Below are 16,103 nucleotides of genomic sequence, written 5' to 3'. Positions count from 1 at the left end.
CGTTTATGACCGAAACAGCGTAGCGCGTCATATCTTAGCCGTAAGCCGGGCAGAGCGGAATGCCCCTGTCAGAGCTCCCGCTTCAAACCGCCTCGGCCAGAATGGGCTGGCTCGCCGGCAATGGCGCGCATTGTTCCTCCAGCCAACGCACCACCAACGGCCATACTTCGGCCTGCGCGGCCTTGCTGACCAGCATTTCCACATGGCCGAAATCGTCGCTGAAGCCCTGCTCCCGGCCCAGGCAGACGAACTGCTTATGGGCGGAGCCGACCTGGTCGAAGAGCTTGCGGCAGGCCCAGGTCGGATCCTGGTGGTCGCCACTGGCACTGACCGCCAGTACCGGCACCTGCACATCGGCCAGGCCCGCCCACCAGTTTTTTTCAGCGTCGCCGAAACGCCCGAACAGGCCGTACCAGCGCATGCTCTCCAGTGCCAGGCCGATGGGCTCGTCCTCCGGGCCACGCTTGAGCCTGGAACCGGAGAGTTGGGCAAACCGCTTGAGGATAAACCGACCGCCCCACTCCACTGGCGGGATCTTCAACGGCCAGTAGGTTCGACTGACCTGGGTCCCGAAAAACGCCGCCGACGCCACGGCCGGCTCCCCCAGGTAATGACCGCCCAGGGCCGCAGCCAGGGTAATGCCGCCCAGGGAGTGACCGATCCAGTGGGGCACCTGCCCGCTCTGCTCACGGACAAAGGCACCGATGGCCGGCAGATCGTAACGGGCATAATCGGCCACGCGGTTCTTGCGGTAGTCCAGGTTGCGCTGGGACAGGCCGTGACCGCGCATTTCGGGAATCCACACGTCGAACCCCAGTCGCGCCAGGTAGGCACCCAGGCCCAGGCCCTTGGGCGAATACCAGAAGCGCCGGTTGGAAAAACTGCCATGCAACAGGATCACCGGAACGCCACGGACCGCTTCGGTGGCATCGGCCATGCCCAGGCGCGTGACGGCCAGTTCGACGCTGTGGTCCGGACTGTTTCCAGGTTTCAAACGATAGACATCTTCGCTCAGATCGCCACGCCGCTCGGCGCTGATCAGGGCGACAGGAAAAAGGTCGCTGCTGCTTTGCATAATCTTCTTGCACAAAAAAAGACGACTGTGGGAGCGAGCTTGCTCGCGATTGCGGCGGATCAGCAAAATAATCTTGGCTGACACACCGCTATCGCGAGCAAGCTCGCTCCCACAAAGGTTACCCGGCTTACATTACCGGTGAGGCCCCTTCACGCGATCAGACCGCGCCTTGCCCCTCGGCCAGGAAGAACCAGGTTTCCAGCACGGAGTCCGGGTTCAGCGAAACGCTTTCGATGCCCTGCTCCATCAGCCACTTGGCCAGGTCCGGGTGGTCCGAAGGGCCCTGGCCGCAGATGCCGATGTATTTGCCGGCCTTGTTGCAGGCGGCGATGGCGTTGGCCAGCAGCTTCTTGACCGCCGGGTTCCGCTCGTCGAACAGGTGCGCGATGATCCCCGAGTCGCGGTCCAGGCCCAGGGTCAGCTGGGTCAGGTCATTGGAGCCGATGGAGAAGCCGTCGAAGAACTCGAGGAATTCTTCGGCCAGGATGGCGTTGGACGGCAGTTCGCACATCATGATCACGCGCAGGCCGTTTTCGCCACGGGCCAGGCCGTTTTCCGCCAGCAGGTCGACGACCTGGCTCGCTTCGCCCAGGGTACGCACGAACGGCACCATGATCTCCACGTTGGTCAGGCCCATGTCGTTGCGCACACGCTTGAGGGCGCGGCACTCGAGCTCGAAGCAATCACGGAACGACTCGCTGATGTAACGCGAGGCGCCGCGGAAGCCCAGCATCGGGTTCTCTTCTTCCGGTTCGTAGAGTTTGCCGCCGATCAGGTTGGCGTATTCGTTGGACTTGAAGTCCGACAGACGCACGATGACCTTTTTCGGCCAGAAGGCCGCTGCCAGGGTGCTGATGCCCTCCACCAGCTTCTCGACATAGAAGCCGACCGGATCGTCGTAGCCGGCGATGCGCTTGTCGACGCTGTCCTTGATCTCGGATGGCAGGCCGTCGTAGTTCAGCAGTGCCTTGGGGTGCACGCCGATCATGCGGTTGATGATGAACTCCAGGCGGGCCAGGCCCACGCCGGCGTTGGGCAACTGCGCGAAGTCGAAGGCGCGGTCCGGGTTGCCGACGTTCATCATGATCTTGAACGGCAGCTCCGGCATGGCGTCCACGGAGTTCTTCTTGATGTCGAAGCCCAGCTCGCCTTCGAAGATGTAGCCGGTATCGCCTTCGGCGCAGGAAACGGTCACACCCTGCCCGTCCTTGAGCAGCTCGGTGGCGTTGCCGCAACCCACCACGGCCGGGATGCCCAGTTCACGGGCGATGATCGCCGCGTGGCAGGTACGGCCGCCGCGGTTGGTGACGATGGCGCTGGCGCGCTTCATCACCGGCTCCCAGTCCGGGTCGGTCATGTCGGAAACCAGCACGTCGCCGGCCTGGACCTTGTCCATCTCCGAGACGTCCTTGATGATCCGTACCTTGCCGGCGCCGATGCGCTGGCCGATGGCGCGACCTTCCACCAGCACGGTGCCGGTTTCCTTGAGCAGGTAGCGCTCCATGACGTTGGCCTGGGTACGGCTCTTCACGGTTTCCGGGCGGGCCTGGACGATGTACAGCTTGCCGTCGTCACCGTCCTTGGCCCATTCGATGTCCATCGGGCACTTGTAGTGTTGCTCGATGATCATCGCCTGCTTGGCCAGTTCGCTGACTTCGGCGTCGGTCAGGCAGAAACGGGCGCGGTCGGCCTTGTCCACATCGACGGTCTTCACCGAGCGACCGGCCTTGGCTTCGTCGCCGTAGATCATCTTGATGGCCTTGCTGCCCAGGTTGCGGCGCAGGATCGCCGGGCGACCGGCCTGCAAGGTGCTCTTGTGGACGTAGAACTCGTCCGGGTTCACCGCGCCCTGGACGACGGTTTCACCCAGGCCATAGGCGCCGGTGATGAATACCACGTCACGGAAGCCCGATTCGGTGTCCAGGGTGAACATCACACCGGCGGTGCCGGTTTCGGAACGGACCATGCGCTGCACACCCGCCGACAGGGCCACCAGCTTGTGATCGAAGCCCTGGTGCACGCGGTAGGAAATGGCACGGTCGTTGAAAAGGGAGGCGAAGACTTCCTTGGCCGCGCGAATGACGTTCTCCACGCCGCGGATGTTCAGGAAGGTCTCCTGTTGGCCGGCGAAGGACGCGTCCGGCAGGTCTTCGGCGGTAGCCGAGGAACGCACGGCGACAGCGATGTCGGGGTTGCCCTCGGACAGCTTGGCGAAGGCGGTGCGGATCTCGGTGTTCAGTTGCTCGGGGAACTCGGCTTCCATGATCCACTGGCGGATCTGGGCACCGGTCTTGGCCAGGGCATTGACGTCATCGACGTCCAGGGCATCGAGCGCGTCGTGGATCTGCTTGTTCAGGCCGCTCAGTTCCAGGAAATCACGATAAGCCTGAGCCGTCGTGGCAAAGCCACCTGGCACCGAAACGCCGGCGCCGGCGAGGTTGCTGATCATCTCGCCCAGGGATGCGTTCTTGCCCCCCACATGCTCCACATCATGGACGCCGAGCTTATCGAGGGAAACTACGTACTCTACCAAGGTGATCTCTCCACTAACTGTGTTGGAAAAGCTCAAGGCACCGGTGGCTCCGGGGGAGCGAGTGCCGGCGATATGGCCTGGACCTGGAAAATAAGTGAGAATGCGGGCCACTGGCGGCCGGCAAATCGCGCCTATCATATCCAAGAATCGTCATCAGCTTAAGGCCCAGGGCACAAATGAAACGATCTGCTTTCTTTATTTCCGATGGCACCGGCATCACGGCCGAGACCCTGGGCCAAAGCCTGTTGGCGCAGTTCGAAAACATTACCTTCACCAAGCTGACACGTCCGTACATCGATAGCGTCGACAAGGCGCGGGCCATGGTACAGCAAATCAATAAAGCCGCCGAAACCGACGGTTTCCGCCCGATCATCTTCGACACCATCGTCAATCAGGACATCCGTGAGATTCTCGCAACGTCCAATGGTTTCATGATCGACATTTTTTCCACCTTCCTGGCGCCTCTGGAACAGGAACTGAGCGAGCATTCCTCCTATTCGGTCGGCAAGTCCCACTCCATTGGCCATAACTCCAACTACATGGAGCGGATCGAGGCGGTCAACTTCGCCCTGGACAACGATGACGGTGCCCGCACGCATTATTACGACAAGGCCGATCTGATCCTAGTGGGTGTGTCGCGGTGTGGTAAGACGCCGACGTGCCTGTACATGGCGATGCAGTTCGGCATCCGCGCGGCCAACTATCCGCTGACCGAGGAAGACATGGAGCGCCTGCAGCTGCCCAGCGCCCTGCGCGCCCACCAGCACAAGCTGTTCGGGTTGACCATCGACCCGGATCGCCTCACCGCGATCCGCAACGAGCGCAAGCCCAACAGCCGCTATTCGAGCTATGCCCAGTGCGAATTCGAGGTGCGCGAGGTGGAAAACCTGTTCCGCCGGGAGAACATTCCCCATATCAACTCCACGCATTTTTCAGTGGAAGAGATTTCGGCGAAGATCCTGGTGGAGAAAGGGGTGGAGCGGCGGTTCAAGTGAACCCGCAACAACACAAAACCCCGTGGGAGCGAGCAAGCTCGCTCCCACGGGGTTTGTAGTACTGCAGGCTACTGCGCCAGACGCTTGACCAACGCCTGCCCCACCGTCAGCGCCGAGGCCGGATTCTGGCCGGTGATCAATTCCCGATCCTCCACCACGTGGGCAGTCCACGGTGTGGTGTTGCTGCTGTACTGCCCGCCAGCCTGCTGCAACGCGGTCTGCGGGTAGAATTTCATGCTCCCACCGTCCAGCAGCCCCTTGGCCAACTCTTCTTCCTGATTGCTGATTACCGTCATCCTGTACCCGGCATAGATCCAGTCGGCCTTGGCCGATACCTGGCCTTTAGTCAACTGGCCAACAAAGCCCTTGGCATCAGGCAGGGTCGACAGCAACGCGATCGGCCCGTGGCAGACCAGCGCAGTGGTCTTGCCCTTGCCATGGAAATGGGTCAACACCCGCCCCAGTGAGGCACTGGTGAGCAGATCCTGCATCGGCGCATGACCGCCGGGGATATACAGCGCATCGAACCGGTCCAGGCCCATCTGCTCGACACGAGCCAGGCTGACCACTGGCGATTGCGCGACCGAGGTGATCTTCAGTTGCGCCAGCAGTGCCTCGTAGTGCTTGAGTTCCGCCGCGTCATTGTTGAAGTACATCTTGTCTACCGAAGAGCGATCCAGGGTGGGGGCCTTGCCTTGCGGCGTGGCGAATGTCACCTGGTGGCCCGCGTCCAGCAACAGCTTGACCGGCTGCAGCAGTTCGTTGAGATAGAACCCGGTGGAGAAGACCTTGCCGTCACGCAGGTCCAGGTGATCGGCATCCGACAGGACCACCAGCACGTTATCCGCCTGGGCGGCGATACTGGTGACCGCCAGTGCGGCGGACAAGGCCAGGGTAGTGAGCTTTTTCATGATGACTCCGCAAGATTGGGTTGGGATGCGCTCACTGTATTGATGCCGCTATCGGCGATAAACTCGCCACACAGAACATCACCTGGCCCCTGGAGGCAACAATGCCCCGTCGATTCGATTATCTGGCTGATGTCGAAGCCTTCGTCACGGTCGTGGAGAAAGGTACGCTCAGTGCCGCAGCGGTGGCGCTGGGCACCACGCCTTCGGTTCTCAGCCGCGCCATCTCGCGGCTCGAAACCCGGCTCGGGGTGCAATTGCTGCGGCGCACTACCCGGCGGTTGAACCTGACCGACGCAGGCCTCCTGTACCTGGAACAGTCACGCTCGGCCTTTGCCATGATCGACGACGCCGAGCGGCGGATCCAGGGCCAGGACGGGCCCCTCACCGGCCGGGTGCGTCTGAGCGTGCCCACCACTTACGGCCATTACCGCCTGCCGCAATTGCTGGCGCGCTTCGCCGAGGCTTGCCCGCAGGTTCGGATCGAGCTGAGCATCACCAATCGCAACGTCGACCTGGTCGCCGAAGGCTACGACCTGGCGATCCGTCTGGGCCAGTTGCCGGACAGCGGACTGGTCGGGCGTAAGCTCGAGGATGCCCGCCTTTGCCTGGTGGCCGCGCCACAGTACCTGGAACGCGCCGGAACGCCCCGCCACATCGACGAGTTGACGGCCCACGCCTGCCTGCCCTTCGTGATGCCCAGCAGCGGGCGTATCGCGCCGTGGCTGTTTCGGGAAAACGGCGAAGATCGGGAATGGGTGCCGACGGGCAAGGTGCAGGTGTCTGACGACGTACTGGGTATCGTGTCCCTGGCCCAGGCAGGGATGGGCATCTGCCAGACCTATGACTTCATCGTCCGTGAGCGAGTAGAGCGTGGGGAGCTGCGGGTACTGCTGGATGACTTTGGCGGACGCAGTCGACCGTTTTCAGTCATCTACCCGCCCCATCGACAATTGCCGGCAGCGGCGCGGGCGTTGATTGATTTTCTGATCGAGCAATAGCTGGCAACGCCGGCCGACCTCCGTGGGAGCGAGCTTGCTCGCGATTGAGGAGTGCCAGCCGGCATTAATGTCGCCGATCCACCGCTATCGCGAGCAAGCTCGCTCCCACGGTGGCTGATGTGACTGCAAGGTTTGTATGGTCCCGCAGCCTTCCTGTGGAACCCTTTCTTGCTGCCACAGGCTCTACGTTCAGTGGGCCGCAGCCGCCTGCTCGTCCATTTTCTTGCGCAGGCTCAGCGGGCGCATATCGGTCCAGACTTCTTCGATGTAGGCCAGGCACTCCTTCTTGAAACCGCTTTTGCCAACGGTACGCCAGCCCTCTGGAACGGCCTTGTAGTCCGGCCAGATCGAATATTGCTCTTCGTGGTTGACCACGACCTGAAAGAGGATGTCCTCGCGGTCGAATACTGAAGTCATGTGTGTTTCTCCATCGTTGCTCGAGGTTCGCTGCAGCACATGCGCAGCCGGGGTATATAAGGAACGTCCGGGATCTGGGGAAAATTAGGTATCCGCCACGGCAGCCTTCAAGGCCCGTCCGAAGATTTCGGCGACCCGGTCGACTTCCGCCGCCGAGATGATCAGTGGCGGCAGGAAACGCACCACCGCACCCTGGCGCCCACCCAGCTCCAGGATCAGCCCGCGCTTGAGGCATTCACGTTGCAGCCCGGGAGCCAGGCGGGCATGGGCCGGCGGATGTCCCAAGGCATCCGGGGCGCCAGCCGGGTCCACCAGTTCGACGCCGAGCATCAGCCCACGGCCGCGTATGTCGCCCATCTGCGGAAAATCCCGTTGCAGGCTGTGCAGGTGATCGCTCAGGCGCCGGCCCATGGCGGCGGCATGAGCCGGCAGGTCGTGTTCCACCAGATAGCGCATCACCGCCGAACCGGCCGCCATGGCCATCTGATTGCCGCGAAACGTCCCGGCATGGGCGCCCGGCAGCCAGGTGTCGAGCCAGTCGCGATAAACCAGCACCGCCAGCGGCAGGCTGCCACCGATGGCCTTGGACAGTACCACCGCGTCCGGAATGATTCCGGCATGCTCGAAGGCGAACATCTTGCCGGTACGACCGAAACCGCTCTGGATTTCATCGACGATCAGGGCCACGCCGGCCTGCTCGGTGATCCGCCGCAGGCCGCGCAACCAGTCGACATCGGCCGGTATCACCCCGCCCTCGCCCTGCACCACCTCGACAATCACCGCCGCCGGCAACTGCACACCGGCCTCCGGATCGTTCAGCAGATTCTCCAGGTAGTGCAGATTGGCCTTCACCCCCTCGGCGCCGCCCAACCCGAACGGGCAGCGGTAGTCGTAGGGGTATGGCATGAACTGCACGCCGTTGGCGAGCAAGGCCCCCAGGGGTTTCTTCGGCCCCAGGCTGCCCATCAGGCTCAGCGCCCCCTGGCTCATGCCGTGATAACCACCCTGGAACGACAGGACCGTGCTGCGTCCGGTGGCGGTGCGCACCAGCTTGAGCGCTGCTTCCACCGCGTCGGTGCCGGTGGGTCCGCAGAACTGGATCTTCGCTTCGGCGGCAAACGCCGTTGGCAACAGGCCGAACAGGTCCTGGACGAAGCGGTCCTTGACCGGGGTGGTCAGGTCCAGGGTATGCAGGGGCAACTCGTCGGCCAGCACTTGCTGGATCGCCGCGATCACCACCGGATGGTTATGCCCCAGTGCCAGGGTGCCGGCACCGGCCAGGCAGTCGATGAAGGTCCGGCCCTCGACGTCCTCGACGTACAGCCCCCTGGCACGCTTGAGGGCCAGGGGTATCCGTCGCGGATAACTGCGGGCGTTGGATTCCTGCCGGCTCTGGCGGGCCAGCAGCGGCGATTCGTTGAACTGATAGAGCATCTCGGCCGGCACGGGGCTGACCCGCGCCGGTTCTGCTTCGATAAGGCTGTTGGCGACTGACATTTCTCGACCCCGCAATACACTCAAGTAGTGACCCAAACGGCATACCGCACAGATGCGCATCCGGTCGGGCGCATAGGCAGGTTTTCCTGTCATGGGAAACGCATCAGCACGGTGCGGATTTACCCTTCAGGCAAAGTTGATTGCACCGCCCCCGTCAGTGGCTTGTGCATGGCAATGGCCGCGATTCCGCCGATGGCAAAGGCCTCGGCACTCTGCTCGAAGCCCAGGTGCCGATAGAATCCCTGACTGGTGCGCGTGCTGTTGAGCCGCACCCGGGCGACACCGAGGTCCCCCAGCCACGCCTCGATGTCCCGCACCAGCGCCCGGCCGGCGCCGCGGCGAAACCATTCCGGTTGCACATAGCAGAATGCGATCCGGCCATTGACCGAAGCCATCGCGGTTCCTACCGGACGCCCCTGCAACCGCGCCAGGGTCAGGCGCAACCGCGGATCGGCCAGCCAGGGCTGTATGCGCGCGAGGGTGCTGTTGCGGGTCCAGGCCGCCACGAGGCGCGGGTCGTTACGGTGTTCGGCGGCACAACCGATGCGGATGCAGCGCTCGGCGATCCGGCTGATGATGCCGGCATCGCTGGGCGTGGCTGTGCTGATTTCGATGGGAGCTTGCATAGGCGCGGTCTTCCTCAGTCCTTGAGTCGAGCTGAAAAAAACATAGCCCCGCATGACCCGGGGGCGCCAATGGCAGGTCGTTACCGCAGATGTACGCTCGATGTTCGTAGGGACACAATCGATCCGCTCAACCGGGCAATGCCTGCACCGGCATCGTCAATTCAACCCGCAGCCCATCCGGACGACTGTCGAAATGCAGGCCACAGCCACAACGCTGGACAATGGCCTGGACGATCGCCAGGCCCAGTCCGCAGCCGGTGCTCTGGCCGCTGCGCCAGAAGCGCTGGGTCAGGTGCTGGAGATCGTCGGCGGCAATGCCGGGGCCGTGATCGCGGACCTTGAAGCGTACCCGCTGGCCGATCATTTCCAGGCTCAGTTCCACGTCGGTATCGTCCGGGGTGTGGCGCAGGGCGTTATCCAGCAGGTTGCGCAACGCGGCGATGGACAGTACCGCCGGCATCTGCACCGGCGCATCGGACAGGCCCGGGGCTACGTGCAAGCGAATTCGCCGGGAAGCGCCACCGCCCGCGTCCTGGATCGCCAGTCGCGCGACCTGCTCGGCGCTGCACTGCACGCCATCGTCGAACGACAGGCTGCCTTCGACTCGGGCCAGCAGCAGCAATTGTTCGAGCGTGCGGTGCAGGCGGTCGGCGCCCTCCTCGGCCCGGGCCAGGGATTGATCGCGGGCAGCGCCGTCGGTCATGCGCGCCACTTGCAGGTGCGTCTTGATGGCCGTCAACGGGCTGCGCAGTTCATGGGCGGCGTCGCCGGTCAGCCGGCGTTCCCGCTCGATGGTCTTGCCGATGCGCTGGAACAGCTGGTTCTGGGTTTCCAGCAACGGTCGCAGCTCGCTGGGCAGCGGATGAATCTGCAAGGGTTCCAGGGAGTCGGCACTGCGCCGCATCAACGCATCGCGCATGCGATTGAGCGGTGCAAGGCCCTGGCCGATCCCCAGCCACAGCAGACACAGGCACCCCAGCAGCGCCACGCCTACCGGCACCGAGGCGGCCAGCAGCACAGACATGTTCAAGGCTTCGCGCTCGATCTGGCGGTCGGCGGTGGTGATACGCACATCGCCTCGGGCCAGGGTGAAGCTGCGCCACGGCGCACCGTCGATCATCTGGTCGTGGAACCCCATTCTCTCGGCTTCCAGGGCCTGTTCCGGGGTGCTGTGGCTACGGGCCAGGATCTCACCGCGCAGGGAGCTGACCTGGCAGGCCATGCCCCCCGGGATGTTCAACTGTTCCGCGCTGAAATGTGTGCCCTCGCCCTTGCTAGGCATGGGCGGCAGCTGCTCCAGCAGCCCGGCCACCATCCGCGCCGACGCCACCAGGCGCTGGTCAAGGGAAAACATCATCTGGTTGCGCAGGTCGCTGAGCATCCATGCAGCAGCCAGGGCCCAGATCAGGATGAACGCGGCGCCAAGGGTCAGGCTCAGGCGCAATCGCAGGCTCATCATTTGGAAGTCTTCCCGTCGCCGGCCGGCCCCAGCCGATACCCCAGGCCACGTACCGTCTCGACAATCCCGTTGCCCAGCTTGCGCCGCAGGTGATGGATATGCACGTTCAGGGCATTGCTTTCCAGTTCGTCGCTGAAGCCGTAGACGCTGTCCTTGAGCTGTTCGGCGGACAGCACCCGGCCGCGGTTATGCAGCAAGGCCTGCAACAGCGACTGCTCCCGGCGGGACAGGTCTACCGGCTGGCCCGCCAGCATCGTTTCGCGGCTACTGGGGTCGTAGGTCAGGCTGCCATGCTCGATCAGGTTGACGCTGCGCCCCGCCACCCGCCGCAACAGCGTGTGCAGGCGAGCGGCCAGTTCCCGCAGGTCGAAAGGCTTGAGCAGATAGTCGTCGGCGCCGGCCTGCAGCCCGTCGACCCGATCGGTCACCGAATCGCGCGCCGTGAGGATCAGCACCGGAATCTCCAGGCCTTGCTGGCGCAATTGCCGCAGCAGCTTGAGACCGTCTTCGTCGGGCAACCCCAGGTCCAGCACCATGACGTCGAATTCGGCCACCGCGAGGATCGCCCGCGCCGCCGATGCCGTTGCCACGTGTTCGACGACCAGGCCCTGGGCCGTCAGGCCGGCGACGATGCCACTGGCGATCAACTCATCGTCTTCGCAGACCAGTACGTGCATGGTAAGCCTCGTGGAAAAAGGTACATTAGGCCGCCGGCCGATTAAGCCGACATTATGCGACGAGTACCGCCCCATGGGCGATCATTGCTGTTGACCCGTCGTCGCCGGGTTAATCGACGGTTAATCGCCGGTCGCCATTGTGCCCTCACTCGCTTCGTTCTAAGGCTTCTCTACATGCGTCGATTGTTTTTGCTGTGGCTGCTCCTGATCTCGGGCCTGGCCCAGGCCGCCAATCCCTTCGAGACAAAACCCGACTTCCTGCCGGTGGAAAAGGCCTTCGTGTTTACCGCCGAGCGCCTCGATTCCGGTGAGACCCAGCTGTTCTGGCAGATCGCCGACGGGTATTACCTGTATCAGCAACGGCTCAGGTTCGACGGCCTGGCCGAGGCGCAGAAACCGACGTTGCCCGAAGGCGAGGCCCACAGCGATGAGTTCTTCGGCGATCAACAGGTCTATCGCCAGGCGCTGGAACTGAAGATCCCGGCGGGCGCCACCGGCAAGATCAAGGTGGGTTTCCAGGGCTGCGCCGACGCAGGCCTGTGCTACCCACCCCAGACCCAGGTAGTCGACCTGGGCGGCGACGCTCCCGCGGCGGCCAATGGCGAAGCGGCGGACCAGGCCCTGGCCAGTGGCCTGCAGCAGCGGGCCCTGGGCTGGAGCCTGCTGGTGTTCTTCGGCCTGGGGCTACTGCTGGCATTCACGCCGTGCTCCCTGCCGATGCTGCCGATCCTTGCCGGGCTGGTGGTGGGCAGCGGCGCGGGTCCCCGGCGGGGCCTGGCCCTGGCCGGCAGTTATGTGATCAGCATGGCCCTGGTGTATGCCGCCATGGGCGTGCTCGCCGCGCTGCTGGGAGCCAATCTGCAGGCGCTGTTGCAGCAACCGTGGCTGCTGGGCGCCTTTGCGACGGTGTTCGTGCTGCTGGCTTTGCCGATGTTCGGTTTCTTCGAACTGCAATTGCCGGCCGCCCTGCGGGACCGACTGGAAAATGCCGGCCGCCAGCGGCGTGGCGGCAGCCTGCTGGGCGCCGGCGTCCTCGGCGCACTGTCCGGCCTGTTGGTAGGTCCTTGCATGACCGCGCCACTGGCCGGCGCACTGCTGTATATAGCCCAGAGCGGCAATGCACTGCACGGCGGGCTGATCCTGTTCGCCATGGGCATCGGCATGGGCCTGCCGCTGTTGCTGCTGGTGACCGTGGGCAATCGCTTCCTGCCCAAGCCCGGGGCCTGGATGAACGTGCTCAAGGGCGTGTTCGGCTTCCTGTTCCTGGGCACTGCGCTGCTGATGATTCGTCCGGTCATCGATGATTCGCTGTGGATCGGATTGTGGGGCGTGCTGTTGCTGATCGCCGCCTACAGCGCCTGGCGCCAGACCGAAGGTTTCGGTCGTACCGCCTACGTGTGCGGTAGCGCGTCGCTGTTGCTGGGGCTCTGGGGCAGCCTGCTGGTCATCGGTGCGGCAGGCGGCAGCGACGATTTCTTCCAGCCCTTGAAAGTCTACAGCGGCGGCCAGGGCGGCGCGGTGGTCGATGCCCGGGATGCCTTCGTCACGGTCAGCGAACCCGCGGCCCTGCAGCGGGAGCTCGACGCCGCCCAGGCCCAGGGCCAGTGGGTGCTGCTCGACTACTACGCGGACTGGTGCGTGTCCTGCAAGATCATGGAAAAACAGGTGTTCGGCCGTCCCGAAGTGCTGGACGCCCTCAAAGGCGTACGCCTGCTGCGCCTTGACGTGACTGCCGATACGCAGGCCAGCCGTGAGCTGCTGGGGCGCTATCAAGTGCCAGGGCCACCGAGCCTGCTGTGGATCGGTAGCGATGGCCAGGAGCGTCGCAACCAGCGGATCACCGGGGAAATCGATGCCAAGGGTTTCCTGGCACGCTGGAACGCCACCCGGGATGCTCGCTGATGCTGACGTTAACCCTGGGGACCTTCGCCATTGCCCTGAATCACCTGCTGTTGATCAGCGCCCTGGCATTGGCGACATTCGTTGGCTGGCGAGTGGCCCGGCGCGGTGGCGAGAACCCCGAATCGGTGCTGTTCGTGCTGTTCCTGCTCGGGCTCCTGGCGGCGCGGGTCGGCTTTGTCGTGGCTTATTGGGGCCATTACCGGGACGACCTGTGGCAGATCGTCGACCTGCGCGATGGCGGTTTCCTGGCCTGGCCCGGCATCGTCGCGCTGCTGATCGGCACAACGCTGTGGGCCCTACGTCGTCCGCCCCTGCGCCGGCCACTGGGCTTTGGCGTCGGCAGCGGCCTGTTGTTCTGGCTGGTGGCCACGATGTCCCTGACCCTCTATGAGCAGGGTACCCGCCTGCCGGACATCAGCCTGCGAAACGCCGAAGGCGAGACGGTAAAGCTCACCGATTACCAGGGCGGCCCCTTGGTCATCAACCTCTGGGCCACCTGGTGCCCGCCCTGCCGGCGTGAGATGCCGGTACTGGAAGAGGCGCAACAGCAGCGTCCCGACCTGACGTTCCTGTTCGTCAATCAGGCCGAAAGCATGCAAAGCGTCAGCACCTTCCTCGAAACCCAGGGCCTGAGCCTGGACAACGTTCTGTTCGATGGCAGTGGCCGACTCGGCCAGGCCGTCGGCTCCATGGCCCTGCCGACAACCTTGTTCTATGGCGCCGACGGCCGCCTGCTGGACAGCCACCTCGGTGAACTCTCGGAAGCGAGCCTGGCCCGCGCCCTGGAAAACTTCGAAACGCCGGGCTCGACCGCGGCGCCCCACCCCGTCACAAGGAAATCGCCATGCCCCGCCTCCGCCCTCTGCTGACACTGGCCTTCGCCACAGCGCTGTCCCAAGCCCCCCTGCTCCAGGCCGAGGAGTTGCCGGCAGCCATCAAGAAGATCGAAGCCAAGGGCGCGAAAATCGTCGGCACGTTCCAGGCACCGGACGGACTTCGCGGTTACGCCGCGCAATACCAGAACCGTGGCATGGCGCTTTACCTGACGCCCGACGGCCAGCATGTACTGCTGGGCAACCTGTACGACGCCGACGGCAAGGACCTGAGCGCCGAGCCGCTGCAGAAGCTGGTCTATGCCCCGATGGCCAAGCAGATCTGGAGCAAGATGCAAGCGAGCCACTGGATCGCCGACGGCAAACCGGATGCACCACGCACCGTCTACCTGTTCAGTGATCCCAACTGCCCGTACTGCAACATGTTCTGGGAACAGGCACGGCCATGGGTCAACGCCGGCAAGGTGCAGCTGCGCCACATCATGGTGGGCATCATCCGTGAGGACAGCCCGGCAAAATCCGCCGCGTTGCTGGCCGCCAAGGATCCTGAAAAAGCCCTGGAGAACCATGAGAAGGCCGGCAAGGGCAGCCCCCTCAAACCGCTCAAGGACATACCGCCGGCCATCCAGGCCAAGCTGGATGCCAACTTGCAGCTCATGGACGAACTGGAACTGTCCGCCACCCCGGCGATTTTCTATCTGGATGAAAAAGGCGACCTGCAGCAACAGCAAGGCGCGCCATCACCGGACAAGCTGGTGAAGATACTCGGGCCGAAGTAACTGGCGGCCACCGAAACCGCGCAGGAGCGGCAAGCCCGCTCCCACAGGTTTTTATCGTCGTCCACGACATCGGTTTTCGCCCCCCTCCACGGGTCGCGATGGCGGGGTCAGCGGCGTAGAAACTCCAGCAGCGCGGCGGTCACGAACTCCGCGTTCTCCAGGTTGGAGATATGCCCCGCTTGCGGGATCAACCGACAGGGGCAACCGATCAGCCCGGCCATCTCCTGGGCCTCGGACGGCGGCCGTGGCTTGTCCTGGTCGCCACACATCACCAGGGTCCGGCCGGCGTCCAGCTCCGGCAGGCGCGACAGAATGTTGTCCCGACCGAAGATGATCCGTCCCAGCGGCACGATGCTGTCGCGCAGACGGTCGGCCGGCAAGGCGGCCAGCGTGGCGCGGAACTGCTGGTACAGCGGCGACTGCGGCTCGATGCCCGGCCGGAAGAAAATCGGCACGATGATATCCAGCAAAGGTTCGGCAATGGCCCCGTTCGCCTCGATCTTGTCGAACAACGAGAAATAATACTGGCGGGTCGGCTCCGGCTCGACGCCCACATAAGTGTCCATCAGCACCAGTGCCTGCAGCCGCTGGGGCGCCGCCAGCGCCAACCGGGTGCCCCACATGCCGCCCACCGAAAGCCCCACCAGGCTGAAGTCATCAACGTCCAGTTGGTCCATCAGCCCCAGCACCTGGCGAGCCAGGTCGTCCAGGGAGGTCATGTCCTGCGGCAGACGCCCGGATTGGCCGTGGCCCCACAGGTCCGGGGCGATCACCCGGTAATGCCGGGACAAGGCCTCGATCTGCGGCGCCCACATGCCGTGGTCCCACAAATAACTGCTGCCCAACACCACCACCGGGCCCTGGCCCTGGTCGAGGTAGTGAAGCGATTGTCCATCAAGGGTTGCAAAGGGCATCGAGGACCTCCTTGTGAATATGGAAAGTTTGAATGCGCAAAAACCTCGGCAGCCTGCCGTGGCGTGCAGCGATCCGTCAATGCAAGGGATGATCCCGTCCGTAGGGTACCTGTCAGCTATGACAGTAGTTTTGCCCGGCCACCGGCGATAGGGTGAGGACTCGATCAACCATCACCGGATGGAGAACCGCCATGACCAAAGCCGAGCTTCAGGCGTTCGCCCAGGCACAAGTGGATCTTTTGAAGCCCAAAGCCGCCGATACCCAGAAAGCTTCCGGACAGCGGGCCAAAGGAAAACTGATGTTCTACGAGGCACTGCTGGCCGTTTACGGCAACACCCAGACCCCGGAACAATTCGGTTTGCTGGATGCCGTCAACGATACCTTCCAGGAAATCGGCGCATTCGCCTCCGGCGTCACCTTCTTCAGCGAACCGGAAGAATGCTGCCGCACCCCATGACGCGCCCACAGGGATTTAAGATCGCTGGA

Annotated in this window: 15 protein-coding genes; 6 read left to right on the top strand and 9 right to left on the bottom strand. The window is 63.8% G+C overall.

The features are described from left to right. Window positions 1-82: 82 nt before the first annotated feature. Both BLP99_RS01265 and ppsA read right to left on the bottom strand, forming a co-directional pair. Window positions 83-1,075, bottom strand: a complete 993-nt coding sequence (locus BLP99_RS01265; protein WP_092179542.1) for an alpha/beta fold hydrolase — start codon at window positions 1,073-1,075, stop codon at window positions 83-85. 157 nt (window positions 1,076-1,232) lie between these two features. Next, window positions 1,233-3,608 (bottom strand): phosphoenolpyruvate synthase, encoded by a 2,376-nt coding sequence (ppsA, locus tag BLP99_RS01260; protein ID WP_072389125.1) that lies wholly within the window; start codon window positions 3,606-3,608, stop codon window positions 1,233-1,235. A gap of 176 nt (window positions 3,609-3,784) precedes the next feature. Between ppsA and ppsR the strand changes: the two genes are divergently transcribed. Continuing rightward, the gene (ppsR, locus tag BLP99_RS01255) at window positions 3,785-4,603 is read left to right on the top strand and encodes a posphoenolpyruvate synthetase regulatory kinase/phosphorylase PpsR (protein ID WP_042732259.1); all 819 of its coding nucleotides are present in this window, start codon (window positions 3,785-3,787) and stop codon (window positions 4,601-4,603) included. Between the two features lie 68 nt (window positions 4,604-4,671). Here ppsR and BLP99_RS01250 read toward each other — a convergent pair whose 3' ends face one another. Continuing rightward, complete coding sequence (locus BLP99_RS01250; RefSeq protein ID WP_072389127.1) at window positions 4,672-5,514, bottom strand: type 1 glutamine amidotransferase domain-containing protein; 843 nt, start codon at window positions 5,512-5,514, stop codon at window positions 4,672-4,674. A 101-nt stretch (window positions 5,515-5,615) separates the two neighbouring features. Between BLP99_RS01250 and BLP99_RS01245 the strand changes: the two genes are divergently transcribed. Continuing rightward, entirely contained in the window at window positions 5,616-6,512 is an 897-nt protein-coding gene (locus BLP99_RS01245) for a LysR family transcriptional regulator (protein WP_072389129.1), read from the top strand. Window positions 6,513-6,701: 189 nt separating this feature from the next. Here the strand turns inward: BLP99_RS01245 and BLP99_RS01240 are convergent, their stop codons facing one another. From BLP99_RS01240 to BLP99_RS01220, 5 genes are all read right to left on the bottom strand, one after another. Beyond that, window positions 6,702-6,929, bottom strand: coding sequence for an MbtH family protein (locus BLP99_RS01240; protein ID WP_072430330.1), 228 nt, complete (start codon window positions 6,927-6,929; stop codon window positions 6,702-6,704). Window positions 6,930-7,013: 84 nt separating this feature from the next. Beyond that, the gene (locus BLP99_RS01235) at window positions 7,014-8,426 is read right to left on the bottom strand and encodes an aspartate aminotransferase family protein (RefSeq protein ID WP_072389133.1); all 1,413 of its coding nucleotides are present in this window, start codon (window positions 8,424-8,426) and stop codon (window positions 7,014-7,016) included. Between the two features lie 119 nt (window positions 8,427-8,545). Further along, a complete protein-coding gene (locus tag BLP99_RS01230; protein ID WP_072389135.1) occupies window positions 8,546-9,052 on the bottom strand; it encodes a GNAT family N-acetyltransferase in 507 nt (168 codons plus the stop codon). A gap of 127 nt (window positions 9,053-9,179) precedes the next feature. After that, complete coding sequence (locus tag BLP99_RS01225; protein ID WP_092179540.1) at window positions 9,180-10,511, bottom strand: sensor histidine kinase; 1,332 nt, start codon at window positions 10,509-10,511, stop codon at window positions 9,180-9,182. After that, window positions 10,508-11,188, bottom strand: a complete 681-nt coding sequence (locus BLP99_RS01220) for a response regulator (protein WP_072389140.1) — start codon at window positions 11,186-11,188, stop codon at window positions 10,508-10,510. The genes BLP99_RS01225 and BLP99_RS01220 overlap by 4 nt, the downstream gene beginning before the upstream one ends. Window positions 11,189-11,362: 174 nt before the next feature. On the opposite strand from BLP99_RS01220, the gene dsbD reads away from it, so the two are divergent. The 3 genes from dsbD to dsbG are packed head-to-tail and all read left to right on the top strand — an operon-like array spanning window position 11,363 to window position 14,702. Then, on the top strand, window positions 11,363-13,090 hold the full coding sequence (gene dsbD, locus BLP99_RS01215; RefSeq protein ID WP_072430329.1) for a protein-disulfide reductase DsbD: 1,728 nt from the start codon (window positions 11,363-11,365) through the stop codon (window positions 13,088-13,090). Beyond that, window positions 13,090-13,959, top strand: a complete 870-nt coding sequence (locus BLP99_RS01210; protein ID WP_072389144.1) for a TlpA family protein disulfide reductase — start codon at window positions 13,090-13,092, stop codon at window positions 13,957-13,959. The genes dsbD and BLP99_RS01210 overlap by 1 nt, the downstream gene beginning before the upstream one ends. Then, window positions 13,935-14,702, top strand: a complete 768-nt coding sequence (gene dsbG, locus BLP99_RS01205; RefSeq protein ID WP_072389146.1) for a thiol:disulfide interchange protein DsbG — start codon at window positions 13,935-13,937, stop codon at window positions 14,700-14,702. The genes BLP99_RS01210 and dsbG overlap by 25 nt, the downstream gene beginning before the upstream one ends. 107 nt (window positions 14,703-14,809) lie before the next feature. Here the strand turns inward: dsbG and BLP99_RS01200 are convergent, their stop codons facing one another. After that, window positions 14,810-15,616, bottom strand: coding sequence for an alpha/beta fold hydrolase (locus BLP99_RS01200; RefSeq protein WP_092179538.1), 807 nt, complete (start codon window positions 15,614-15,616; stop codon window positions 14,810-14,812). A 191-nt stretch (window positions 15,617-15,807) separates the two neighbouring features. Here BLP99_RS01200 and BLP99_RS01195 point away from each other — a divergent pair, with 191 nt between their 5' ends. Beyond that, window positions 15,808-16,074 (top strand): hypothetical protein, encoded by a 267-nt coding sequence (locus tag BLP99_RS01195; RefSeq protein WP_092179536.1) that lies wholly within the window; start codon window positions 15,808-15,810, stop codon window positions 16,072-16,074. The last annotated feature ends 29 nt before the right edge of the window (window positions 16,075-16,103 follow it).

This window comes from Pseudomonas sp. NFACC32-1, from assembly GCF_900101215.1.
Lineage (GTDB): Bacteria > Pseudomonadota > Gammaproteobacteria > Pseudomonadales > Pseudomonadaceae > Aquipseudomonas.
This window is presented reverse-complemented; position numbering and strand designations above follow the sequence as displayed.

Coding starts and splice junctions, on each gene's coding strand:
- dsbD (WP_072430329.1), top strand. CDS start 11,363: ATGCGTCGATTGTTTTTGCTGTGGCTGCTCCTGATCTCGGGCCTGGCC.
- BLP99_RS01225 (WP_092179540.1), bottom strand. CDS start 10,511: ATGATGAGCCTGCGATTGCGCCTGAGCCTGACCCTTGGCGCCGCGTTC.
- BLP99_RS01230 (WP_072389135.1), bottom strand. CDS start 9,052: ATGCAAGCTCCCATCGAAATCAGCACAGCCACGCCCAGCGATGCCGGC.
- BLP99_RS01250 (WP_072389127.1), bottom strand. CDS start 5,514: ATGAAAAAGCTCACTACCCTGGCCTTGTCCGCCGCACTGGCGGTCACC.
- BLP99_RS01235 (WP_072389133.1), bottom strand. CDS start 8,426: ATGTCAGTCGCCAACAGCCTTATCGAAGCAGAACCGGCGCGGGTCAGC.
- BLP99_RS01265 (WP_092179542.1), bottom strand. CDS start 1,075: ATGCAAAGCAGCAGCGACCTTTTTCCTGTCGCCCTGATCAGCGCCGAG.
- BLP99_RS01240 (WP_072430330.1), bottom strand. CDS start 6,929: ATGACTTCAGTATTCGACCGCGAGGACATCCTCTTTCAGGTCGTGGTC.
- dsbG (WP_072389146.1), top strand. CDS start 13,935: ATGCCCCGCCTCCGCCCTCTGCTGACACTGGCCTTCGCCACAGCGCTG.
- ppsR (WP_042732259.1), top strand. CDS start 3,785: ATGAAACGATCTGCTTTCTTTATTTCCGATGGCACCGGCATCACGGCC.
- BLP99_RS01210 (WP_072389144.1), top strand. CDS start 13,090: ATGCTGACGTTAACCCTGGGGACCTTCGCCATTGCCCTGAATCACCTG.
- BLP99_RS01195 (WP_092179536.1), top strand. CDS start 15,808: ATGACCAAAGCCGAGCTTCAGGCGTTCGCCCAGGCACAAGTGGATCTT.
- BLP99_RS01245 (WP_072389129.1), top strand. CDS start 5,616: ATGCCCCGTCGATTCGATTATCTGGCTGATGTCGAAGCCTTCGTCACG.
- BLP99_RS01200 (WP_092179538.1), bottom strand. CDS start 15,616: ATGCCCTTTGCAACCCTTGATGGACAATCGCTTCACTACCTCGACCAG.
- BLP99_RS01220 (WP_072389140.1), bottom strand. CDS start 11,188: ATGCACGTACTGGTCTGCGAAGACGATGAGTTGATCGCCAGTGGCATC.